We start from the raw sequence: 19,951 nt of genomic DNA on the forward strand, positions 1-19,951 counted from the left end.
TCACCACCCCCATATATAATTGTTTACTCGAATAGCCGATAATGAAGATAAGTCGTAGGAGGTATCGTTATGATTATTAATCAAGTACTATTAATCGAAGATTATCTACACTCAATTAAAAAGAAGAAACCAGAACATATTAAATTTGCTAAATCACGCCTACAAATTTTAAAGGAACACACAAAAAAACGAGGCAAAGAATTGGATGAAGATTTAAAAGATATCCGAATTCTCTATCAAGCTCAATTAGCTAGTGCGCCAACAATGGCAAATTATCTAACAATAGCAGCTATCATAATTTCATTAATTATTGGTATGTTCAGTTTAAACTCTTCATTGGGGCAAGAAATAAGGCTGTTTTTCTCAATTGTTGCACCTCTCATCCTTTTATCACTCGTCATGCTTGTCTTAAGCAACTTCCTTATCAATAAAAAATCTGTTGTTTATACAATCATCATACAATTGATTGATGAAGTGTTAGAGAATTAATCAAAGTAAGTTCATAGCTCATCCTTTTGTAGCTCAATATCTATTTCAATCAGCTTTTTTAGGTCGTCCACCGTCTTGATCTCGATACGACCATCTTGAAAGTCTTTGACCCACTTGGCTATTCCAGCCTTGACGATCTTCCTGTATTGTTCCTTGCTCTCGAGGATACCTTCCATGACTTCAAGCTCATGCTGCAGAAGCAAATCTTTATTCTCAGGTGTTCCCATTGTCGTTCCCCTCGGCTTTCCGTTATGATGGAATGCGAGATAGCGGATGTCTGCAAAATGCCACGCGTGGCGGGCCGCTATCTCAGCCGGGGGATACCCTGGTCAGTTAGGAGGACGTTACCGCGTCCTCCTTTTTATTATGTTGTGGTAACAGCACGATGGATCAGAACTGGTTCGATACCTGTTGCCTCCTGATACCTCCGTTTAATTACATCGCAGAACTTTGGATCAATCTCCATGGTGCGACAAGGCCGATCAAGTTGATCACAAGTCATTAACGTGGATCCGCTGCCGCCGAAGAAATCCACCACAGTGTCACCTGGACGACTACTGTTCTTGATCGGTATTGCCAGCAGTTCCAGCGGCTTCTGTGTCGGATGAACGTATTTTCCGACATCTCCGCGAGATACCTCCCAGACCGTAGACGGCTCGGGTTCTTCCAAGGGTAGACCAGCTCGCCATACCGTTGTCTGCCGACGATCACCGTACCAAGCTGGGGCCTTCCCTTTTATATGAGCGTAAAACACCGGCTCATGCTGCCAACGATACTGTGACCAGCCAAACGAAGCCGCGTTCTTCACCCATACGCATTGACTCCGGATGACAATGCCTGCTGCGTTCATGGCGTCCTCGAACTGGCGCTGGTAAGAAGATGGATGAAAGACGTATATCGCCGCCGTCGGCGCCATATGCTCGGCATACCTCTCGAATACGGAATGCAAAAAGCCCGCAAATTCCTCTGCGGGCATGTCGTCGTTCATTATGCTACTGCGACCGTCGGCTCCGAGGCGCTCGGAATCACTCTCTACGGCCACATTATATGGCGGGTCTGTAACCACAAGTGCAGCCAGCTCACCGTCCATTAAGCAACTTACATCCTCAATGCTGGTAGAATCACCACACATCAACCGGTGAGGGCCCAGCTGCCAAACATCACCGCGATGGGTCTCCGGCTCTTTGATATCATCCAATGCCTTCCCTACGTCGAAATCGTCCTCAACCACCGGAGGATCCACGTCCGGTACATCCGGTAACGATGCGATCAGGTCTCCGATTTCTTCCTGGTCGAAGCCCGACAATTCCAAGTCCGATCCGGATTCCTGTAGCTCCAAGAGCAGCATGGCCAGCGCTTCCTCATCCCAGCGTCCAGACACCTTGTTCAACGCAATGTTCAAAAGCCTTTCCTGCTGATCATCTAGATCGACAACGCTGACAGCCAACTCCGTATGTCCTTGTTCAAAGACCATGATCTTATATCGCTGATGCCCGCCGACCATGTTGCCAGTACGCTCATTCCAAACAATAGGTTCAACGTACCCGAAAGTTGCTATAGATTGTTTAAGCTTCTCATATTCTGGATCTCCCGGCTGCAGGTCCACTCGTGGGTTGTAAGCTGCTGCGTTGATTTGATCGACCGATATAAATCTGATGTCCATTGTTAACCTCCATAATAGAAGAAACCACTCTTAAGAGTGGTTTCTTGGATATAGATTTTCTTTATAATAGCCATAGTCCTTTATAGATTCTTCTAGATCAGGAGTTAGATGAGGAAGCGCCTCTAATGCCTGCCTTACTTGCTTCTCTGATGGAAAAATAAAGTTCTCCCTGTCCCTGAGCAATAATAGATTTTTTGTTGCCTCGGGCTTAAAATAACCATCAACAATAGGAATTAAACGATCAAATAATTGCGTAAGATTGAAATTATAAAATTCTTTAATAGCTTCTGATACATCTTCACTGGCTCCATTATTATTCACGATTTTTTCGATTTTACGTACGATATCATGCTGAGTATCTTCTGATATTCCCTCCCACGTTAAACCTTCAGACATTATCTTGATAGATGAGATATACACGGGATCAGTGTAATCCTTCAATGTCTCTAGTGTGGCTTGTGCTTCCTTCACTGCTTCCTTTAGTTCAATTTCAATTCCTGCACCTTTAAATTTTTGAAGTTTGTCGAGGTGAAGAAAAGCAGCGGATAAAGTACCTGCTGCTAGCGCCACTCCCATTTCAGCAGCCTTACCTACGATTCCGAAATACAGAGTGGGACCCAAAATCAACAGTAGAGAAATAATTAATATCAGTGAATTGTTCTTTTTTTTATCTGTTCTCAAATCCCCTACCCCCAGCACATGATTGTTGCATATAATTTCAATAGTTTCCTATGTATCTCCTCACTTTGGAGTGATATTGATTTCTAAATATAGATGCTCGAAAAAAGAAGCATATGCCTACGCTATGCATTCCTTTGCTGTTTCCCAGCTTATTCCTATATTCATCAACTATGAATTGGTTTTCCTTAAAGAGTCTTAGATACCGCCATTTGAGAACAGAAGAAAAAGCATTACATTTACCCTCCAGTCCAATGCTTTATTCCCCACCCTATTAAGGCCCCTATAAGTGCTGATAACACCATCCTGCCTATTTCAAGCAATCCCTTATTTCTTTTTCTTATTAGATCACTCTTCAGAATGGCTATCTTTATTTCTAATGTTGAAAGGAGATCGTTCTGTAATTCATTTATAAATGCCGAATAATCTCTATTTCCAATATTGTAAGCATTGATTTTCTTTAGATAATCCTTGTGTTTTTCATATTCTTTATGTACAAATATAACAACTTGACGGTCAATCCAAATTACTTCACTAATTTTAATTCTAGTGTTTGAGATGTCTTCTATTAATCGAAGTACCTCAAGCTTTAGGGAGTCATTCAATACTCTATAGGAATTTTCTACGAGCGCACTACTTTTCGGCAATTTTTGCGCTGTATTATTTATGTCCTTGTGGACTGGATCTTTAATTCTGAATGATATAGCATCAAGCGCCTTCAACATAACTGCTTTGTCCATAATTCGTTTCCTCTCAATTGTGTTAGGAGTAAATTCGACATCCGGGAAGTTTTCCCTTCTCCAAAATTAAGAACTTCTATTTGAGTTGAGTTGGTTTCTAATATGAACGCACGACAAATAGGAGCATACGCCAACGCTATGCCCCTTCTCTGCTGTTTTCCCGACTCGTTCCTCTATTCCATTCACAATCAATTGTCCACGCCTTAAAACGGCTTGGATTTCGCATCCGAGAGCAAAAGAAAAAGCACCATGTTAAGGTGCCTGTAGTAGTCTTAATGCCTGCTCTTTTGTAGCATATATTTCTTGAATGAAAACATCTATACTTTCCTCTTTGGTTAAGTTAATCAAAGTTTCACCGCCTAAAGACTCTAACTCCCCTGAGAGGACGTCCCCCAACTCTGGAGTCTCCATTTCAAGGACTTCAATAACGGAATATTCATCTGAGGGAGTTTTAACTGCAAGAAACTGTTTATGAGGGTTGATCATTGTTACAATCCCCTTTATGAGAATCATCCCCTTGACATAACATCTCGAAAATCGCCTTACTTTTCGCTGAAGTATTCTTTCATTCTCTTTACATCTTCTTCCGTTCGGCTTTTTAAAAACTCATTAGCCGATACCCAGACTTCTGGATTCTTTTCAATTTCAAATTCTACAGATAAATTCAACCTGCTTTGCCTTGTCTTTTTTTGTGCTTCGTCTTCTGCTTTATTAAGGAGTTGGTATCTTCCCCAGACATCATCACTTACACCCATTTTTACTTTTTGATTGAAGATTGTAATGTACAATTCCTCTAATTCGATGATTAGGGCTTTATTTCTGTTGTCTTTAATTGAACGAAGGATTCCATCTAGCGTTTCTTTCATATCTCACATCGCCTCCTAGTGTCCATAATTCGACAACAGGGAGGATTTCCCTCTTGTTGTAAAAGAAAAGCACCTGTAAGAGGTGCTTCCATACTCATAGAATTAATTTTGTGTTTTCGACTGAAACGACCGCCGCTGAGCGATAAATAGCATTGATGTTGTCGCCAAACGTGAAACAGTCAACTGAAAGAATAAACCCCATGACCCCTACTGCTGGATTAGTGGTTGATAGACGTGAACCATTTTCTTCACTAGCACCATCGATTGATCCGCTATATACTTCTTCCAAATAGAACTCCTTTTCAGGGTCAGAAGAAATATTTCTGTAACCATGGAGCACGGTGTCTGCTTTTACAATAAATGTTGCGCCATCTGCAAATCTAATTCTAACCATGCGATCCCCTCCCTCACATATCATATTCGAAACTGGGAGGGTTTTACAAGGTTCACACAAGGTCTCCTACTGCAGAACTGCTTCGTGCCGGTCCATTCACCCCACACGCATCGCTTACACTTATCCGGCTGTTTCGGCTTATATCGTGGTCGCTTCAGCTTATTACGTTTTCCGGCCATGTCGTCGTTCCTCCCGATTTCTTGGCGAGCTGCCCGCTGTCACTTTAACCAACCATTCAATCCATTTCATGTAACATCACGCTCCTTCGAGGAAATAAAAATAAGCCGCTCCAGGAAGGAACGACTTCGGATTATATATTCAGTTCTTATCTGCAAAGAGAGCCATTAGAGCATTGCGACCGTACCGGCCGCAGCAAAAACGCTTCGCTCTTTGCTTTAAAAGCATCTGTACTTTGCAACTAGATACGAATGACAAGACCATTTTAACGAGCCGCCGAAAATGAAGTCAAAATTCACAGCTGCAGTTACTAACGATCTGCTGTATCAATTCTCTCTTACTCTCCATTTTGCTCACTCTTTTACACTTGAGCAGTAAAGCAACTGAAGGAGCATAGCCAGGGACCTTCTCAGGGGTCCCCCTTTGCTCGACTGCCTCCCGGTTGGCCCGTCAGTTGCTTTACTCCAAAAACAGAAAAAGCGAAAAGAGGTACGCCCCGGTTTCAACGCCGCATTCATGCAGCCGTGCGTGTCATTCTCGCCTTTTTCTATGCTCCCATAGTAACACGGTAAAATCATCAGGTGGTCTTCAAGATTTCCCGGATGGTCCCACTTTTTCGTCAAAATTCTCGGCATATCTCTTCGAAGAACCCCAACAATTTTAACGTGTTGGCCATACTTTCGATACCATCGTCGATTCGCCGATCTACCGTGCTTCCTGCAACGCCTCGCTTCATAAACAAGATAGTTTCTTTTCGGCTATATCCTTGAAGAAATCGGATATCGATCGCTTGTTTAGCTTCCTCATCTAAGATCTGTCCATGAGCTCTCCGGATCATAGATGAGTAAACCTTGTATCGGCCATAGACCCATTTCTGTTTTTCCGTAAGGATCACAGCATTCGCCGTCTTATCTGCGTAGAGGTCTTCCAGATCGATCCGGCGAGCTGCTTCTCCGTCAATTGCCACCTGAGCCAACTCTTTCTGATATTTTTCGAAGTCGCTCATGAATAGCTGCATAGATTTGAAATTACTGAGGTAGAATTCCGTCGTCTGGATCTCATCCTCAGATGCTTTAGCGAAAAGTTCCCCTTGCCTCCATGCCATCGCCATTCCCCTCAATCCCCTTTATGTTATAATCATTGAGAGGAATATATTACCGATTGACCCCCGGCCCGGCCAAGGATTAGGGGGTCTTATTCATTTTCTGACCTTTCGATATCACTTTCCCCAAATTTCTTCATAACAACTAGAGCAGACCTTCATTTTGTTGCCATTCACTTGGTTTCTCATGACACACACCGCTTCTTTTTCTTTGCAGAGCTCACAAATTGGTTTTGTCTGATCCACGTTCTTCCTCCTTCGGCATTGGATTTGCTTCTAACCATTTATAAATGAGTTTTAATGCTATCTCAGGTCCATTCCCTTCATTTCTCCAAGACATATATTCTGTCGCTTCTTGAACAACTTTTAAGAGACTGTTGTGTCGTTCCTCAAGCTTATCTGCCCGTTCTTTTTCTGTCTCAACTTGTCCGATAAGCCATTCGAAATCCTCACTTGCATCAGCAACGTCTTGCAAAACAATGCCTTCCTTAGTGATCGATCCATAAAACGTTTCTCCCGGTGCTTCAGCAATTGCTTTAATTTCTTGTAAACGATCTTCATTCGTTTGCCAGTCTCTACTCATCCCATCACCTCGTCCCAACACCTATCGCATAATGGCGGTTCAATAGGTTTCCCCATACAGCCACACTCTCGACCGTTACAACAGTATTCCGGCTCATAATCTATAGGTTTATCGCATTTCATACAGTTTTCTTGTTGGTTATTCATATCTACCCCTCCAATACCTCGTATTCGATATCCCACTCGCCTTCTTCCCATTTCCTTAAGGGGAATGTATCGACGGTGAAATACCCATCCTGACAAAGGTTTGCTTCTCGCTTTTTGATGACATCCAAGTAAAACCCGCATTCTTCGTCCGACCATTTGACTATGGCTCTTTCATCCCATTCGAATGTTAAACCGCCACCCAGTTCCTGCGTCCCAGTAATTAGAACCGTAGCATTCTCGTATATTTCCTTGCTGTTACGATCAGTCTGTCCGGTATATTGACCAACTGTTTCGGGATCGACTTCAAATACTCCATGTGTGCTATATATCTCTGCTCTTTTGATTCCATCATCGTCCCATATGAATGCGCCGAACCCGAACACCAACTCGCCGTTATCCAGTCTCTTTCCGCGGAACTTGTACTCTATCATGCCAGCATCCCATCCCAATTCCATAGCCCTTGCTGCCCCTTTGCAGGAATCGGCTCTCTCAGCTGCTGAACGTTTGACATCTGCCATCCATATCGGCCAGGTGTAAAGTCACCAAACTCATATTCTGACGGATAGATATAAGAACCATTTTCGAGTACATATCCATCTGTCCAAGTATCTACTGACTGCAAGCAGTCTTTCATATTCGCTATTGCTACAACGGATCCAGTTGGCAGGTTATCCTCGGTATATCCATGCTGTGCTAATGTGGACCGGATCGGCTCTGCGCGGCACGCTTCCCGATCGATCTTCTTTCCAGCATGGATCGCAAGATCGCCGCGGTGTTTTGTGGACCAGCTGCGTGTCTCAAATTGCTTTTCGCCAAGAGCGATCAACGTCGCCCAGGGTTGAATAATGGTTATGGCTTTCATAATCTGGTATCTCCCCTTACTGTTGATTAATATTTTGTTACGAATAAGGAATTTTAGGGAGCGATGAGATATATACATATCTTGATTCCATTTTTAGGAGGTTTTAGAATGAAAAAGTACATAATTTCATTTTTGTCCGCTGCATTAGTGTCGGCTGCATTCTCGGCTGTTTCCTTTGCCGATAGCTCAACCGTTCCCACCCGGCTTGAGAGTTTAGCTGACTTAACTCAATCGATAGGAGCAAGTTCAGGCTGGCAAACCAAGAACAATATTCGGGCAAGAGTATATACTGATGCCACTAGCTATGGGCCAGGTTCAAAAAACATCAATGTAACCATTGATAAATCCACTGTGGGTGCAGCTGATTATCAAATTTATGTTTGGAGTCAAACTAGCTCTGGATCAACTATTAGTGATATATACGGAACGATAGGGACTTCCTCAATCACTCATTCGATACCAATTAGTAGATTGCTACCTGTTAATTCGCAAGGTACATTCACCGTAATGTTAAAAGTATTTCAGTATGGTAATCCGGACGGATGGTTAGGTGATTGGGAAACATCTTCCTTTTCTGTTGTAAGAACTAATTAATTTCATTAGAGTCCTTGTTATGCAATTGACAAGGACTCTAATTTATATGATCATCCGCTTACACTCCTTGGCAGTATATCGAATAAGTCCATTTGACCAAGTACTGGCTTAACATGATCCTCCCAAACGGCATAGTCACCCCGTGGGTTGTCAGCCCTAACAAATAGTGCTTGTCTGACTCCACACCCATTTCCCGACAACCATTTTGATACTCGTCGAATCTTTGTTCCTGCATCCCACCCCGATCTGGCGTACCCCTTTAGCTGATCAACTGTCAGGATGTAATCTTCTTGTTCATTTGGCGGCAACATGATTTTACTTCGATCCATTCAGTTATCCTCCTTAATGCACCATTGCCGGAATCTGTTCTTCTTCCGGAGCTACCCATACAGGATCCCAACTCATTTCAAAGGTGATTCCAGCGTCAGCTTGAGCTGCAGCCAGCAGAATGACATTGCCCATAGCCTCGGCAGCATCCGGAGGCACTGCGTTTCCGATGTACTCGCGAGCCTTGGCGTCTGAACATCCCTCAAGTTGAAATGGTCGTCCGTCCGGAAGGTACTGCGGAAAGCTTTGTATCATTGCCAATTCATAGGTTGTCAGTGGTCGATGCCATGTACCATCCAAAGAAATAATCGTCCAGATACCTCGTTCATTATCAGGTGGGATACGTGGGTCAGCGACGGCTACAGCTGCTGCATGCACATCGGCGCTACCAATCACGGTTTTGGACGGTTGCGTCCAATCCAGAACACCCATGGTATCAGCACGCGGAGCGCTTTTGATCCGTGGATCTGCGATGAGTTGTGCCCCATTTTGTACGTCGGTCGATCCGGTTACTGTCCCGGCTGGTCCGTCTGCCGACTGCATTCGGAACTGATCAGTGTAACGCCCTGGTCTATCCGGTACCCGTGGATCGGACACGCTGCCAGCTGCCTGCATGATGCGGTTGGCAGAGCGAACTGTCTTGGCCGTGGCATCCCAATCCTGAACACCGTAGCTGTCCGGATGCAGTTTGGTATTCACTCGCGGATCAGCAACCGCAATTGCTCCTGAACCAAAGCGTGTGCCCGTTACGCAGGGTGCTGGTTCATCCGCTCGAACGATCCGGTACACTCCTGGATGTCGCCCTTCCCGTTCCTTTAGGTTGGGGTCAGATATGCAGGCAGCGCCTTGATTTGGTCCGGCAGCTCCGGTAATGCATGTCGCCGGATCATCAGCAATCTGCACCCGAAACAAATTCGTTTTTCCTTCCCCATTAATCTGCAGACGTGGATCGGATACAGCCGTGACGCCGTTACTTCGACCAGGTCCCGCAGTACTGGTGACTGCTCTGCATGGCTTGTCCCAATCGGCCACCTCATAAGCGCCGCTGCGAGGTTGATGTACAACGCGGAGGTTTTCCCAATCGATCTTGTTGAGATCCCGCCAGTCACCACCTGCAGGGATAAGGGCAAGCCGCATCCATGTCTTCCATTGGAGCTTTGGTAATCGGTGCAATGGACCGCCTGCCACTGTGTCGCCCGGCTCTGGGAGGTTTTCCAGCACGCTTCCGATGGACCGCAGCAGCTTCTTTTCTGGATAATAGATCACATTCGGTATTTGCGATTCGTGCCGAGCCTTGATCAGGAAACGGACACGATTTTGACCAAGACCGCCAATCTCTCCGAGGTTGTGATCTGCGCGAATACTCACGGCATATCCGTACTTAATCAGAAGCTTCTTGATCTGACGGAGCAGCGGTTTTCCACGGGATGTAATCCGTGGCACATTCTCCAGCTGAATGACAGCTGGTAACTTCCCACCGTACTCAAGGCAAGCTTGCAGCGTGATTTCTAGCCCGTGCACAGTCAGATAATTGAGCGCTTGGTACTTCTCTGATGCAGCTTTACTTGCTGGGAGCAGACCACTCAGCCCTTTGCATGGTGGGCTGAGAAACAGAAAGAATGGAACCTGCTGCTTGAACGCCTGCCAAATATCCCAAGGTGTGACTTCTTGCCATTCAGGTGGTGGTTCATGACCGTGCCAGGCGACATATTGCCAGCGCTTGAAGAGGTCCATCTGAACAGCTGTTTGCTCCCCAGTGATCAAATCATGATTACGACAAGCTACTGGATCACTATCGATCGCACAAAGGACCTTGAACTTGTAAACCTTTCCGCCATACTCCACCTGGGAGCGCATTGCGCCAGCGGTTGCTCCTCCTACTCCTGAAAAGAGGAAAGCGGCGGCTTTGTATTCGATATTTTCTATTGCCTGCAAAGCCGTCACTCCTTCCCCTTCGCCTTGGATCGAAACTTGATTGGCTCCTTATGCGATGCCGGGATGGGTTTTCCAACAATCTGTGCCAATTCATCTGGACTAAGCTTATAGTTCAGGACTTCACTCGGGGGTGACCCCTTTAGTTCATTTTCACGATTAGGTACCGATGTTTTCATGCTGTATCCCCTCCAATAAGAACTAACGTTCCGTTAAAACCATGTATTTAGGTACCCCGGTCTGCATCGACCGGGGGTGTGATACTGCAATTATTAAGCGGCTCCGCCGTCCTTCATCATCTTGGTGACCATTTCCTTATATTTCTTCCACTTCGGCTGAATTTGGCTGGAAGGAATGCCCGCAATCTTTGAAATCTCAACCCACGTCTTGCCCTCTTTCAGACGTTTTTCCAAAAACATAGGGAAATCCAGTGGGATATCTTCGAAGGAAGGACGTTCTTTCAAAATGAACTGCTCAAGGTCTTCCTTGCTAATTTCACCCGACTCAGACTCGACTTCCTCTCCGTCTTCTGATCCAGTAGCACCGTTCTGATCGCCTCCCTCAAAGTTCATTTCGCGAGGTTCATCTTTATCCGATGAGGTCGAACCGTCCTTTTGTCCTTCTTCCGGTGAATCAGATTTATCAGCCTCTATTTTCTTTGGTTCTTGTTGTTGAATATTGCCTGCCGATTCAATTTTCCCTTCACGCCACTCATCCCACTTCGCCGCTAATGGAGCGACACGCTTCCGATATATATCAATATCCTCGACAATTTTCCCGCTTGAGATATTCAGCTCGGAAGCTAACTTCATATATGATTCTCCGTCATTCTTCCGACGTAGGAGATCTTCAAAGTTATAATCCAGATCCTCGTAAGAAGGTGCTAGACCACTCAAAATGAACTCGTCTACTATGTCTCGATCTGCTTGAACTGGTTTTTCTTCAATCTTAGGTTCTTCCTTCGGAAGACCTAAATCCGCCTCAAGCTGCTCCCCTTCGGGTTTTACCTCTGACACAACACCTTGCGGATCAACACGGTATTCACGGATTGGTTTATTTGTCTGGGCGTTCACTTGAATGCTGTATGATACGATTAGGGAATCTAAAGAAGCATCGACTTTCTGGTCAATCATATTAGAGAGTGAATCCATAGCTCCTTGTAGCTCACTGATTGTAGTAGCAAGAACGATCTCGACCTCTCCTTTAGGTTTCAAATTAACTTTTTTCACTGTTGGTTTGAATTCCATGTATCCCATATCTTAAGCAGCTCCTTTAATGAATTTTTGATGATAGGTCCAGCAGAGAGCAATAGCATCTGATGGATCAAATAGCCGTTCTTTTATATCCCCAGTTTTGTACTTCCCTTTTGGATCATCTCTTTTGTACAAAACAGGAACCGCAATTTCGTCATAATCCAAATCAAATAGCATCTGCATTTCAGTCGCGACTGTCTCTTTATCCGCATTGCCCTTTCCAGTTTGCATTTTAAGCTCAGACGGTCGCACTTCTGCGATCTTCACACCAAGATGTAAGGCTGCCAACGTAACCATGGAATAAGCTCCTACCAAGGCAAGCACACTATTGGCATTTTTGAAATGAACTGGCCTTTCTAGAACGAGCACATGGGGCCCTTCCTGCTTAATCATTCGATATGTTTCCTGATAAATTGCATCAAGTACGTTTGGCATTCTTATTTTGCTGTAATCCTGGAGACCGAAATCTAGGGGCTTTCCGCGTTCCATGGTTGCCCAGCCCGCGTAATTTGTTCCGTGATCTATACCCATAAGCTTCATTTCTAACTTCCCCTTCCTTCCGTGCTATACCAAGTAGTACAAAGACTTCTCCGATTAAACGTCCTTTATCGTCATAGATGATGTCATAAGGTGTGTCCTGAAAATACGGGTCGATTCGAGCTTCACTGCGCAAGCCTCTCGCCTCCGATCTCGATTGCTAGTTGAAATTCTTTGACGCCCTCATCAATTTCAGAAAGCTCCATTCCAGTGAACTCCATAAGCAGCTCTTGCTGATCAGGCACCCGCCCCGTCCGGACGAAACGGTGCTTCATGTATTCGAACACGCTCCACTTGCTCCATGGACTCCTCATCTCCCTTTCTCCCTTCACGCCCATCGGCGCTTATCCATATTGACCTTCTTCTGCTGTGACGGCTGTGGTTCGAAGGTATTGGCTTGTGTCCGTTCATAATTGACGAATTTATTAAAGTTCTTCAGGAATACCAATTCCACGGTACCGACCGGTCCGTTCCGCTGTTTAGCAATGATGATCTCGATGAGGTTCTTCTTCTCGCTCTCCTGATTGTAATAATCGTCTCGATATAGGAAGGCGACGATATCTGCGTCCTGCTCTATCGATCCAGATTCACGAAGATCACTCATCATCGGACGTTTGTCCTGCCGCTGTTCAACGCCCCGGCTAAGCTGGGACAGAGCGATAACTGGAACTTCGAGTTCCCGTGCAATTTGCTTCAGCGTGCGCGAAATCTGTGAAACTTCTTCTTGGCGATTAGCCCCGCGGCGACCGTTCCCTTGTATCAGCTGCAGATAGTCAATGAGGATCATCCCGAGACCCTTTTCCTTCTTGAGCCGGCGACACTTGGCACGGATCTCGTTCACCGTAATGCCTGGCGTGTCATCAATGTGAATGTCTGCGCCAGACAACAACCCTACAGCCGAGGACATCTTCTCCCAATCATCATCTTCGAATCGCCCCGATCGCATGCGGCTTGCGTCAATCTGTCCTTCAGCACAAATCATCCTCTGAACGAGCTGCCCTGCCGACATTTCTAAACTGAAGACAGCTACCGTCTCCTTGGCGTGTATCCCAACGTTTTGGGCGATGTTGAGTGCGAAGGCCGTCTTCCCGACAGAGGGCCGTGCTGCTACGATGATCAGATCGTTTTTCTGGAAACCCGCAGTCATGCGATCCAGGTCCGCAAAACCCGATGGTGTGCCCGTAACTCCTCGGTTGATATCCTTCGTTTTGTACCGTTCCTCGGCTTCGTCCCATACCTGCATTAGAACATCACTCATGGTCACGAATTCCCGTGCCGCTACAGTCTGATCTGACAGTTTTGATACCGCCGTTTCGGCCATGGCGATGAACCCTTTGACATCCTGTTCCTCTCCAGCATTACGTAGTAAATTGAATGCCACGTCCACAGCTTGTCGGCGAAGGAACATCTCCTGAACCCGCCCGGCGTAGTAGGAAACGTTAGCCGACGTAGGCACCGATGCCGCAATTCTTGAGAGATAACTGACCCCACCGACCTTTTCAAGCTCCTCACTATCCTGTAGCTGCGCGGTTAACGAAAGAATATCAATCGGCTGTTCTTCAGTGCGTAATTGCCGCATAGCACGAAAAATCCGAGCGTGATCCTGCTCATAAAATTCGCCACCTTGGAGAATTTCCTCCGCTTGGTCATAGGCAGCTTCGTCGAGCAGAATAGAGCCGAGCACCGCTTGTTCGACCTCAATATCAAATGGCCTCTCAATGCCCATGGCTTCCAGTAACTCTGTGTGATCAAACACCAGTCTCACCTCTCAGTAGTTGGCGACCTCGTTCCCAATAGCCGTCAGGCGGCGTGCTATCATTGCCCCATGAATCCAGACGGGAGAAGTATTCCGCAGTCTCAGTTCTCATTCGGTTCCTTTCGATCTGCTCACCGAGTCTTCCACGAATGTGTGGTATTCCCGGCGTTACCGTCTCCGTCTTGATATGCTGATGAATGTTGTGCCACGCCATATCAGCCGAGAAGTCCTTTAGGTACTGCTCGTGATCTTCCTTGATTTTTTCAACAGCTGCGTCGAAGAACGGATAGTGTTTTTTTATATGCCTATACAGCTCTGCCACTTCAATGAGTTCCACGCTCTCTCTCCTCCCTGATAAAACGTTCAAGTTCGTCTATCTCTTGCTGTTGCTTGCTTTTCCGTTTTGGCGATTCTGGATTTGCAGCCGGTACCCTAGTCTTTGCCTGAACCCGTTCGAGATAGGAAAGTAAGTCGTCCCAGCAGCCGAATATCACAGTTTTGCAGTAAGAAAACATCCTGATCTTATCTGCTGGCCGCCTTCTGGTAGCCTTCTTTCTAGCGATAGCAAGATCGATGAAAAAGTATACGAGATCCAGCGGCATGGCCTCGTTCGCAACCTCACGTACATGTTCCCAATCGCTTGGAACAGGATTAAGCACCCCATTCTTCTGCATGTAATATTTTTCGATTTGGAGAACACGCTGTTCGATTGTCGGTTTATCAAGGTCTATTTGGCCTGTGGAGACGGCACCCACAGCGGACGTCAGCACCCCGGACCTTGAACTCAACTCTTTTTGATCGTCTTCGCCTAATCCATTAATCCATCTATCTATCAAGTTCTTTATAATATCTTTTAGATCAGACATTTCTGTCCGATCACTCTCTGAAAATTGCTGATGATCGGACATATTTGTCTGTTCACTACCTTCATGATCAGACAGTTTTGTCTTATCACTTTCCATTTGATCGGACATTTCTGTCTGTTCATTTTCATGTGATCGGACAATTTTGTCCGTCCATTTCTTTGAATTTCTAACTGCGAGAATCAAACCTCTTGGAGCCCTGGTCACTCGTATGTATTCATGCTGCTCTAAGTTGTCCAGCCAGCGGCTCACTGTCTTGTCGTTAACCCCAAATCTCTCACCGATCTCTGACAGCTTCATAGGCTTGTTCCCAAGGACGATGCCCCAGACTGTTCCTTCTTCCTCTTTCTCCGCTGTCGTGGAGCTTACGCACCAAAGGAAAAGCCATATCGCGCTGCCTATTTTCTTGTAGTGTTCTGGCTCCAGTAATCCGGAGTAAATCGGAAAAGGGTAACTACCGGGCATATGCTCATCCCCTGACTAACTACAATTGATTTGACCTAAAACTGCTTTTATATAGCACGTTCTCTCATGATTCTTTCTTTCCAACCCTTATCCCCAAGGCATCGACCTGGCGTAATCTCAAAGTGTCTGCGTCCAAGTACGTAAGAGACGAAATTGCCTGACGATCGTTCGTAATACATCCCATTTAAGGCTGGTTCTTTGGGCTTATCTTCATGATCTCCGAAGAGATCTAACTGTACGGGTTCATTCACGCTTTATGCCCCCTGTCATCTCGTAGGAATACGTTCGGGTACTTAACTCGTACAACTGTCCAGCCAGGATACCCTCTAGCAAAGTAAGCAATGGTTTCCCGTTGAAATGCTGCCTTATCGGTATCAAACAATTTCCAAATCCGTTCACCCATCATGCTGCGAAGAATCGGTTGTCCTGCAAGATCCTCCATAACGATCACCTACCTGCTACAAACACTTGCTTGCCCGTCATGGCCATAATCTCACGCTTGAAAAGTGCTTCATCTGAATTGTTGTCTGATAGGTGAAGCAAATGAATCTCTTGTACCCGTCGCATGTCATTCGCTTTGATGAACTCCTTCACGTTCTCAAGAGAGAAATGTGATCGGAGCAATCTATGTTTCATCACCGCCGGCACACGACCAGCGGCAATATTTTGATTGAGTATCTGAATTGAATAATTGCATTCGATCATGATGTGAGTGAGTCCAGAAAAGCGATGCTTGATGAAATAGGTGTCAGTTGCGAAAAGCAGCTTGTCTCCCGCTGAATTGGCTAGGAGGAAACCCAACGGCTCCGCTGCATCGTGCTGTGTATCAAACGGCAAAATGGACCAAGTACCAATGGTAATAGGTTGCAAAGCTTGCAGGAGTCTCACACGATGGCCATCGATGCGCAATGCATCAGCGGTGCCTGCGCTGGTGTAAATGTCTACCCCTGTGCGGATCAGATCCTTGACAGCCACCGTATGGTCACCGTGCTCGTGACTTACAAGGCAACCAGCCAAGGACGATACCTGAAAGGCCAGGCCTCGTTGAATGTCCTTGTAACGAAGCCCTGCATCCAACAACAGGGGCGTTTTACCATCCGTAATCCGATAGGCGTTACCCGCGCTGCTGGAGCCAAGGGAAGTAATTTCGATCACCATTTATCAGGGCTTACAGCGCCCTCAGTTCCCGGATCACTGAAGTCCATTTCCCGTTGTTCTTCCTCTTGTGGTTGTTCCTGTGGATTCTCGCTTTCATCCGTCGGTTGTCCTGTTGGTGGAGTGATGTCAATCGGCTCCGAGTTAGCGTGTTCTGCGATCTCACGTTGAACTTCGTTATACGATTCGTCCGTGGCTTCTACGTATGACATTTCAACCAAAGCATTACCGAAGTCTTTAGGAATCTTCTTCACTACGTTGTTCCGCATCTTACGTATAATCATGGATTCACGACTCTGTGGCTCAGTCCATGCAGGGCTGATATATTGTTGTAGTTCAGGGTCATCCAATGCTGCCATTCCCGCACTCTTCGCTTTGTTAAGGATTTCTGATTTCTTCTTTGCGATCTGTTTGCGTTGTTCGGGGGTTGCTTTGTATCTATCAGCACAAATACCGAATGTCTCATTCATCATGTTGTTATTCATATGTGCAACAAGATTACGGACAACATCTTCCTTTTCAGCGATGTGAAATTCAATAGTTCCGTCTTTCTTCATGATGGGATACACAACTCTCACCACATCACCCTTGCCCTTTGGCCGCCACGTTGGCGGCACAACATCGAATCCGGTGTATTCTGGATAAGTGAAATCATCGCCTTCTCGTACAAGCCAGAACTGACCCACTTTCTTCACGTCACGTCCGTAGCGAGCGAGGATGGCATCATTGCCATCGCCCTCGATTCCCATCTCGACTTGCTTCTTCCAAATAGTAACGTCCTTGCCATCAACCTTCTTTTTGACTGAGACATTCCGAGTTTGAAAGTATACCTCTCGGGGGCTAGCCGCGGCATTGAGTTTAAGGGAAGCGACCTGAAGCAAGATCTGAGTAATATTGCTTTTGTCGAGATCTGCGTCATTCCAGCCGATGCCTTTGGAATCCAAAGCATTGTTAATTGCTGAAATCGCATTTATCACACATGATTTTGCATATTCGTCCATATTTACGCCATTCCCGATGAGTTGACGTTCGATCATCGGAAAGTAGTTGTCATTGACCTTGGAAAGAGTTGTTGAAAAGTCGCTCAATTAGATCGCCTCCTGGATGTCGTTGTGCTCCAAACGGAGCTTTTTGTCGTTCTCAGATACCACCAAGCGAATCACTTGTGCATCTGTATCGATCAATTGTGTTACCGCTTCGGCATTGTCTACAAAGATAGGGGCTGAGAATCCGTAATGTTCACCTAGCGTGTTGATGATGTCCAACCCTACATTGATCCGTGCGGCGTTATTCAACCCGCCCTCATATGGCACGCCGTTGTACATTGTTTTACAGACATCCTTCAGACCACCGTTGACTTGTTCTTCAAAGAGACGGAACCGTGCATACTTGAATTTCCTATTGATTTTGGATTCCAGCATGCTGACCTTTGTGCGAGTGAACTCCTCCGTGAGGTACAGTTCATGCTCAAGTTGTTCGTATTCAGCAGCAAGTTTGCGCTCCTGTTCGGCCAGCTCAGTGATGCGTTTTTCGGTCGTTACTACTGTGGTCAGTTTGGCTTTGTCTGCCTCCAGCTCGTCCACTTGACTGCGGAACAATCTGATTTCCGATTGTACTTTGGAAATCGCATCGGAAGCAGCGAAGTTAAGCTGCTCTATTTCTTCACGCACTGCGTTAGCTTCTTGCTTTTTCGCCTGATATTCCGGATCCTCGCCCGGATCAGCAACCTGGGTTGACAGTCTTTGCAAGGTTGCTTCCGCCTCAGATATCTCTTTTTGTTTGACAGTCAACTGCTTTTCAAGATTGTTTAAGCTTTCTTCCTGATCGAACATGGAGTGTTTCAGCTTTCTGGCTTCTTCAGCAGCAGCTTTGCCATCTGACGAAATCCGCTCGAGGCGTCTTGACTTGTTCAGGTTAAAGTCTTCCAACGCTTTCTCATGAGCTGCCTGCACTTGATCTGCAGGAAGGGCTTGACCGCAAGAAGGACAGTTTCCGTCATGTTGATGTTCACCCGAGAAAGCCAACTCATTGGCCGAATGCCACTCTTCCCGCAGGCGGGCCGCTTGATTCTCAGCTCGAGTGACCTGCCGTTTATACTGCTCAATCTCACGCTGACCAGCGGCAATTTGCGATTTTAATCCAGATGCTTCGCCGCCAAGTTGAAACATCCGCTCCCGATGATCATTTACCGCCTGCATTCCGCCTGCCTGCACTCGTTGTTTAATATCTATCAGTTCAGCACTTATCTCACGCAGTCGAAGCTCCTTAGCCGATAGCTCTCCACCGGATTGGATTCGTTGAAGCTCTGCGACTTTGGCATCTATCCGCCCACGAAGAGTGTCGATGTCCTCCTGCAGCAGCTCTCCATCTAGGTCGGATACATCAGGCATACTGCGACGGGCTTCGTCAATCCGAACCGGAATCTTCTCCAGTTCCTTGTTGATCTCAGTGCGGCGAGCTGCAATCACCTTGCGATGATCCTCAAGACTGCGATCACCCAGAATGTCAGCCAACGGTGCCAATTGCTTATTACCTGCTATGATCTCGGCATCCGTCATCTCCCCGCACACTTCTAGGAGCACCTTGCGGCGAGCATCTGGCTTCAACACATCATTAAAATACGAAGGGCTTGTCAGCAATTTGAAGATATCCTCACTAATCAACCCATCGACTTCTGCTTTATATTGACCTTGTTTCACTGGCACACCGTCCACATAATAATCCGTAGTGTGCCCGCTGAAATCAGAAGTTGCTTGCCCACGCTTACGCGTCCATTTCTCAGCAAATACTTTCTTAAAGGAACGGCGACGGCGGTCAACCATCAACACTGCTTCAACCTCGTGTTGGAGACCATGCTCAGCTACTAGTCCCAGTTCGTCCAGACCTTTGATTTCAAAGTCCGTCCGATTCTGGCTGTCCTTGCCGAACAACGCCCATACAAAGCCATCAAACAGCGTTGTCTTGCCTGTAGCGTTGTCACCGAATACGGAAACACTATCGCTACCAGTGTCTAGCACAAATTCCCGCATTCCCTTGAAATTGCGAAGAATCAACGATACAAGAACAATCTTCTTCAAGCGATTCCCTCCTTAATGGAATAATCCAATTCGACATCTTTAATGGTCTGTTTAGGTGAATCAGAAATTCTTTTGTTTTCAAAGTGTTGCTGGATCGCATATTCGATCTCAGCCAACTGCTCATCGTTACAATGAATCTCTATTGTGCCGCTTTTACCCCTTACCGACAGGATCGTCGGCGTATACATCCTCTGGGGCTGCACCACGATTTCTATGCGTTCGCCAGTAATATCAAGCGACATCGCTGCTCCCATTCCTGGATCACTCCCTCTTGAATGATTTGCCCCCATCT

General features: G+C 46.1%; 28 protein-coding genes. 2 read left to right on the plus strand and 26 right to left on the minus strand.

Features of this window, described 5'->3' with window-relative positions; genetic code table 11:
- The first annotated feature begins 69 nt into the window (after positions 1–69).
- Positions 70–489, plus strand: coding sequence for a hypothetical protein (locus ABEQ74_RS00280; RefSeq protein WP_430118264.1), 420 nt, complete (start codon positions 70–72; stop codon positions 487–489).
- A gap of 11 nt (positions 490–500) precedes the next feature.
- Here ABEQ74_RS00280 and ABEQ74_RS00285 read toward each other — a convergent pair whose 3' ends face one another.
- The 11 genes from ABEQ74_RS00285 to ABEQ74_RS00335 all read right to left on the minus strand — a co-directional run bounded on the left by ABEQ74_RS00285 (position 501) and on the right by ABEQ74_RS00335 (position 7,700).
- Positions 501–716 carry a hypothetical protein gene (locus ABEQ74_RS00285; protein ID WP_430118266.1) on the minus strand — a complete coding sequence of 72 codons (216 nt, stop codon included), beginning with the start codon at positions 714–716 and terminating at the stop codon, positions 501–503.
- Between the two features lie 137 nt (positions 717–853).
- A complete protein-coding gene (locus tag ABEQ74_RS00290; RefSeq protein WP_430118268.1) occupies positions 854–2,152 on the minus strand; it encodes a site-specific DNA-methyltransferase in 1,299 nt (432 codons plus the stop codon).
- A 30-nt stretch (positions 2,153–2,182) separates the two neighbouring features.
- Complete coding sequence (locus ABEQ74_RS00295; protein WP_430118270.1) at positions 2,183–2,833, minus strand: hypothetical protein; 651 nt, start codon at positions 2,831–2,833, stop codon at positions 2,183–2,185.
- Positions 2,834–3,069: 236 nt separating this feature from the next.
- Positions 3,070–3,570, minus strand: a complete 501-nt coding sequence (locus ABEQ74_RS00300) for a hypothetical protein (protein WP_430118272.1) — start codon at positions 3,568–3,570, stop codon at positions 3,070–3,072.
- Positions 3,571–3,822: 252 nt separating this feature from the next.
- On the minus strand, positions 3,823–4,056 hold the full coding sequence (locus ABEQ74_RS00305) for a hypothetical protein (RefSeq protein WP_430118274.1): 234 nt from the start codon (positions 4,054–4,056) through the stop codon (positions 3,823–3,825).
- 56 nt (positions 4,057–4,112) lie between these two features.
- Positions 4,113–4,436: a hypothetical protein gene (locus tag ABEQ74_RS00310; RefSeq protein ID WP_430118276.1), complete on the minus strand. Its 324-nt coding sequence runs from the start codon at positions 4,434–4,436 to the stop codon at positions 4,113–4,115.
- A gap of 94 nt (positions 4,437–4,530) precedes the next feature.
- A complete protein-coding gene (locus ABEQ74_RS00315; protein WP_430118278.1) occupies positions 4,531–4,830 on the minus strand; it encodes a hypothetical protein in 300 nt (99 codons plus the stop codon).
- A gap of 796 nt (positions 4,831–5,626) precedes the next feature.
- Complete coding sequence (locus ABEQ74_RS00320) at positions 5,627–6,118, minus strand: hypothetical protein (protein WP_430118280.1); 492 nt, start codon at positions 6,116–6,118, stop codon at positions 5,627–5,629.
- Between the two features lie 211 nt (positions 6,119–6,329).
- Positions 6,330–6,692 (minus strand): hypothetical protein, encoded by a 363-nt coding sequence (locus tag ABEQ74_RS00325; protein ID WP_430118282.1) that lies wholly within the window; start codon positions 6,690–6,692, stop codon positions 6,330–6,332.
- A gap of 148 nt (positions 6,693–6,840) precedes the next feature.
- Positions 6,841–7,293 (minus strand): YopX family protein, encoded by a 453-nt coding sequence (locus ABEQ74_RS00330; protein WP_430118284.1) that lies wholly within the window; start codon positions 7,291–7,293, stop codon positions 6,841–6,843.
- The gene (locus tag ABEQ74_RS00335) at positions 7,266–7,700 is read right to left on the minus strand and encodes an ASCH domain-containing protein (protein WP_430118286.1); all 435 of its coding nucleotides are present in this window, start codon (positions 7,698–7,700) and stop codon (positions 7,266–7,268) included. The genes ABEQ74_RS00330 and ABEQ74_RS00335 overlap by 28 nt, the downstream gene beginning before the upstream one ends.
- A gap of 108 nt (positions 7,701–7,808) precedes the next feature.
- Between ABEQ74_RS00335 and ABEQ74_RS00340 the strand changes: the two genes are divergently transcribed.
- Entirely contained in the window at positions 7,809–8,294 is a 486-nt protein-coding gene (locus ABEQ74_RS00340; protein ID WP_430118288.1) for a hypothetical protein, read from the plus strand.
- Positions 8,295–8,344: 50 nt separating this feature from the next.
- On the opposite strand, the gene ABEQ74_RS00345 is transcribed toward ABEQ74_RS00340, so the two are convergent.
- The 15 genes from ABEQ74_RS00345 to ABEQ74_RS00415 all read right to left on the minus strand — a co-directional run bounded on the left by ABEQ74_RS00345 (position 8,345) and on the right by ABEQ74_RS00415 (position 19,913).
- Positions 8,345–8,623, minus strand: a complete 279-nt coding sequence (locus ABEQ74_RS00345; RefSeq protein WP_430118290.1) for a hypothetical protein — start codon at positions 8,621–8,623, stop codon at positions 8,345–8,347.
- Positions 8,624–8,636: 13 nt separating this feature from the next.
- Positions 8,637–10,556, minus strand: coding sequence for a DNA cytosine methyltransferase (locus ABEQ74_RS00350; protein ID WP_430118292.1), 1,920 nt, complete (start codon positions 10,554–10,556; stop codon positions 8,637–8,639).
- 5 nt (positions 10,557–10,561) lie between these two features.
- Positions 10,562–10,732, minus strand: a complete 171-nt coding sequence (locus tag ABEQ74_RS00355) for a hypothetical protein (protein ID WP_430118294.1) — start codon at positions 10,730–10,732, stop codon at positions 10,562–10,564.
- Between the two features lie 93 nt (positions 10,733–10,825).
- Complete coding sequence (locus ABEQ74_RS00360) at positions 10,826–11,809, minus strand: hypothetical protein (protein WP_430118296.1); 984 nt, start codon at positions 11,807–11,809, stop codon at positions 10,826–10,828.
- Positions 11,810–11,812: 3 nt separating this feature from the next.
- Positions 11,813–12,346 carry a crossover junction endodeoxyribonuclease RuvC gene (locus ABEQ74_RS00365; RefSeq protein ID WP_430118298.1) on the minus strand — a complete coding sequence of 178 codons (534 nt, stop codon included), beginning with the start codon at positions 12,344–12,346 and terminating at the stop codon, positions 11,813–11,815.
- 122 nt (positions 12,347–12,468) lie between these two features.
- A complete protein-coding gene (locus tag ABEQ74_RS00370; RefSeq protein WP_430118300.1) occupies positions 12,469–12,657 on the minus strand; it encodes a hypothetical protein in 189 nt (62 codons plus the stop codon).
- A gap of 14 nt (positions 12,658–12,671) precedes the next feature.
- Positions 12,672–14,069, minus strand: a complete 1,398-nt coding sequence (dnaB, locus tag ABEQ74_RS00375; protein ID WP_430118523.1) for a replicative DNA helicase — start codon at positions 14,067–14,069, stop codon at positions 12,672–12,674.
- A gap of 22 nt (positions 14,070–14,091) precedes the next feature.
- Entirely contained in the window at positions 14,092–14,436 is a 345-nt protein-coding gene (locus tag ABEQ74_RS00380) for a hypothetical protein (protein WP_430118302.1), read from the minus strand.
- The gene (locus ABEQ74_RS00385; RefSeq protein WP_430118304.1) at positions 14,423–15,427 is read right to left on the minus strand and encodes a MarR family transcriptional regulator; all 1,005 of its coding nucleotides are present in this window, start codon (positions 15,425–15,427) and stop codon (positions 14,423–14,425) included. Before ABEQ74_RS00385 ends, ABEQ74_RS00380 begins: the two co-directional genes overlap by 14 nt.
- 47 nt (positions 15,428–15,474) lie before the next feature.
- Positions 15,475–15,678: a hypothetical protein gene (locus ABEQ74_RS00390; protein WP_430118306.1), complete on the minus strand. Its 204-nt coding sequence runs from the start codon at positions 15,676–15,678 to the stop codon at positions 15,475–15,477.
- On the minus strand, positions 15,675–15,869 hold the full coding sequence (locus tag ABEQ74_RS00395) for a hypothetical protein (RefSeq protein WP_430118308.1): 195 nt from the start codon (positions 15,867–15,869) through the stop codon (positions 15,675–15,677). Before ABEQ74_RS00395 ends, ABEQ74_RS00390 begins: the two co-directional genes overlap by 4 nt.
- 5 nt (positions 15,870–15,874) lie before the next feature.
- Positions 15,875–16,582: an MBL fold metallo-hydrolase gene (locus tag ABEQ74_RS00400; RefSeq protein WP_430118525.1), complete on the minus strand. Its 708-nt coding sequence runs from the start codon at positions 16,580–16,582 to the stop codon at positions 15,875–15,877.
- Entirely contained in the window at positions 16,579–17,670 is a 1,092-nt protein-coding gene (locus ABEQ74_RS00405; RefSeq protein WP_430118310.1) for a hypothetical protein, read from the minus strand. The genes ABEQ74_RS00400 and ABEQ74_RS00405 overlap by 4 nt, the downstream gene beginning before the upstream one ends.
- The gene (locus ABEQ74_RS00410) at positions 17,671–19,659 is read right to left on the minus strand and encodes an AAA family ATPase (RefSeq protein WP_430118311.1); all 1,989 of its coding nucleotides are present in this window, start codon (positions 19,657–19,659) and stop codon (positions 17,671–17,673) included.
- Positions 19,656–19,913: a hypothetical protein gene (locus ABEQ74_RS00415; protein ID WP_430118313.1), complete on the minus strand. Its 258-nt coding sequence runs from the start codon at positions 19,911–19,913 to the stop codon at positions 19,656–19,658. Before ABEQ74_RS00415 ends, ABEQ74_RS00410 begins: the two co-directional genes overlap by 4 nt.
- Positions 19,914–19,951 lie beyond the last annotated feature (38 nt).

The organism is Paenibacillus solani (assembly GCF_050475945.1).
GTDB lineage: Bacteria > Bacillota > Bacilli > Paenibacillales > Paenibacillaceae > Paenibacillus_AQ > Paenibacillus_AQ solani_A.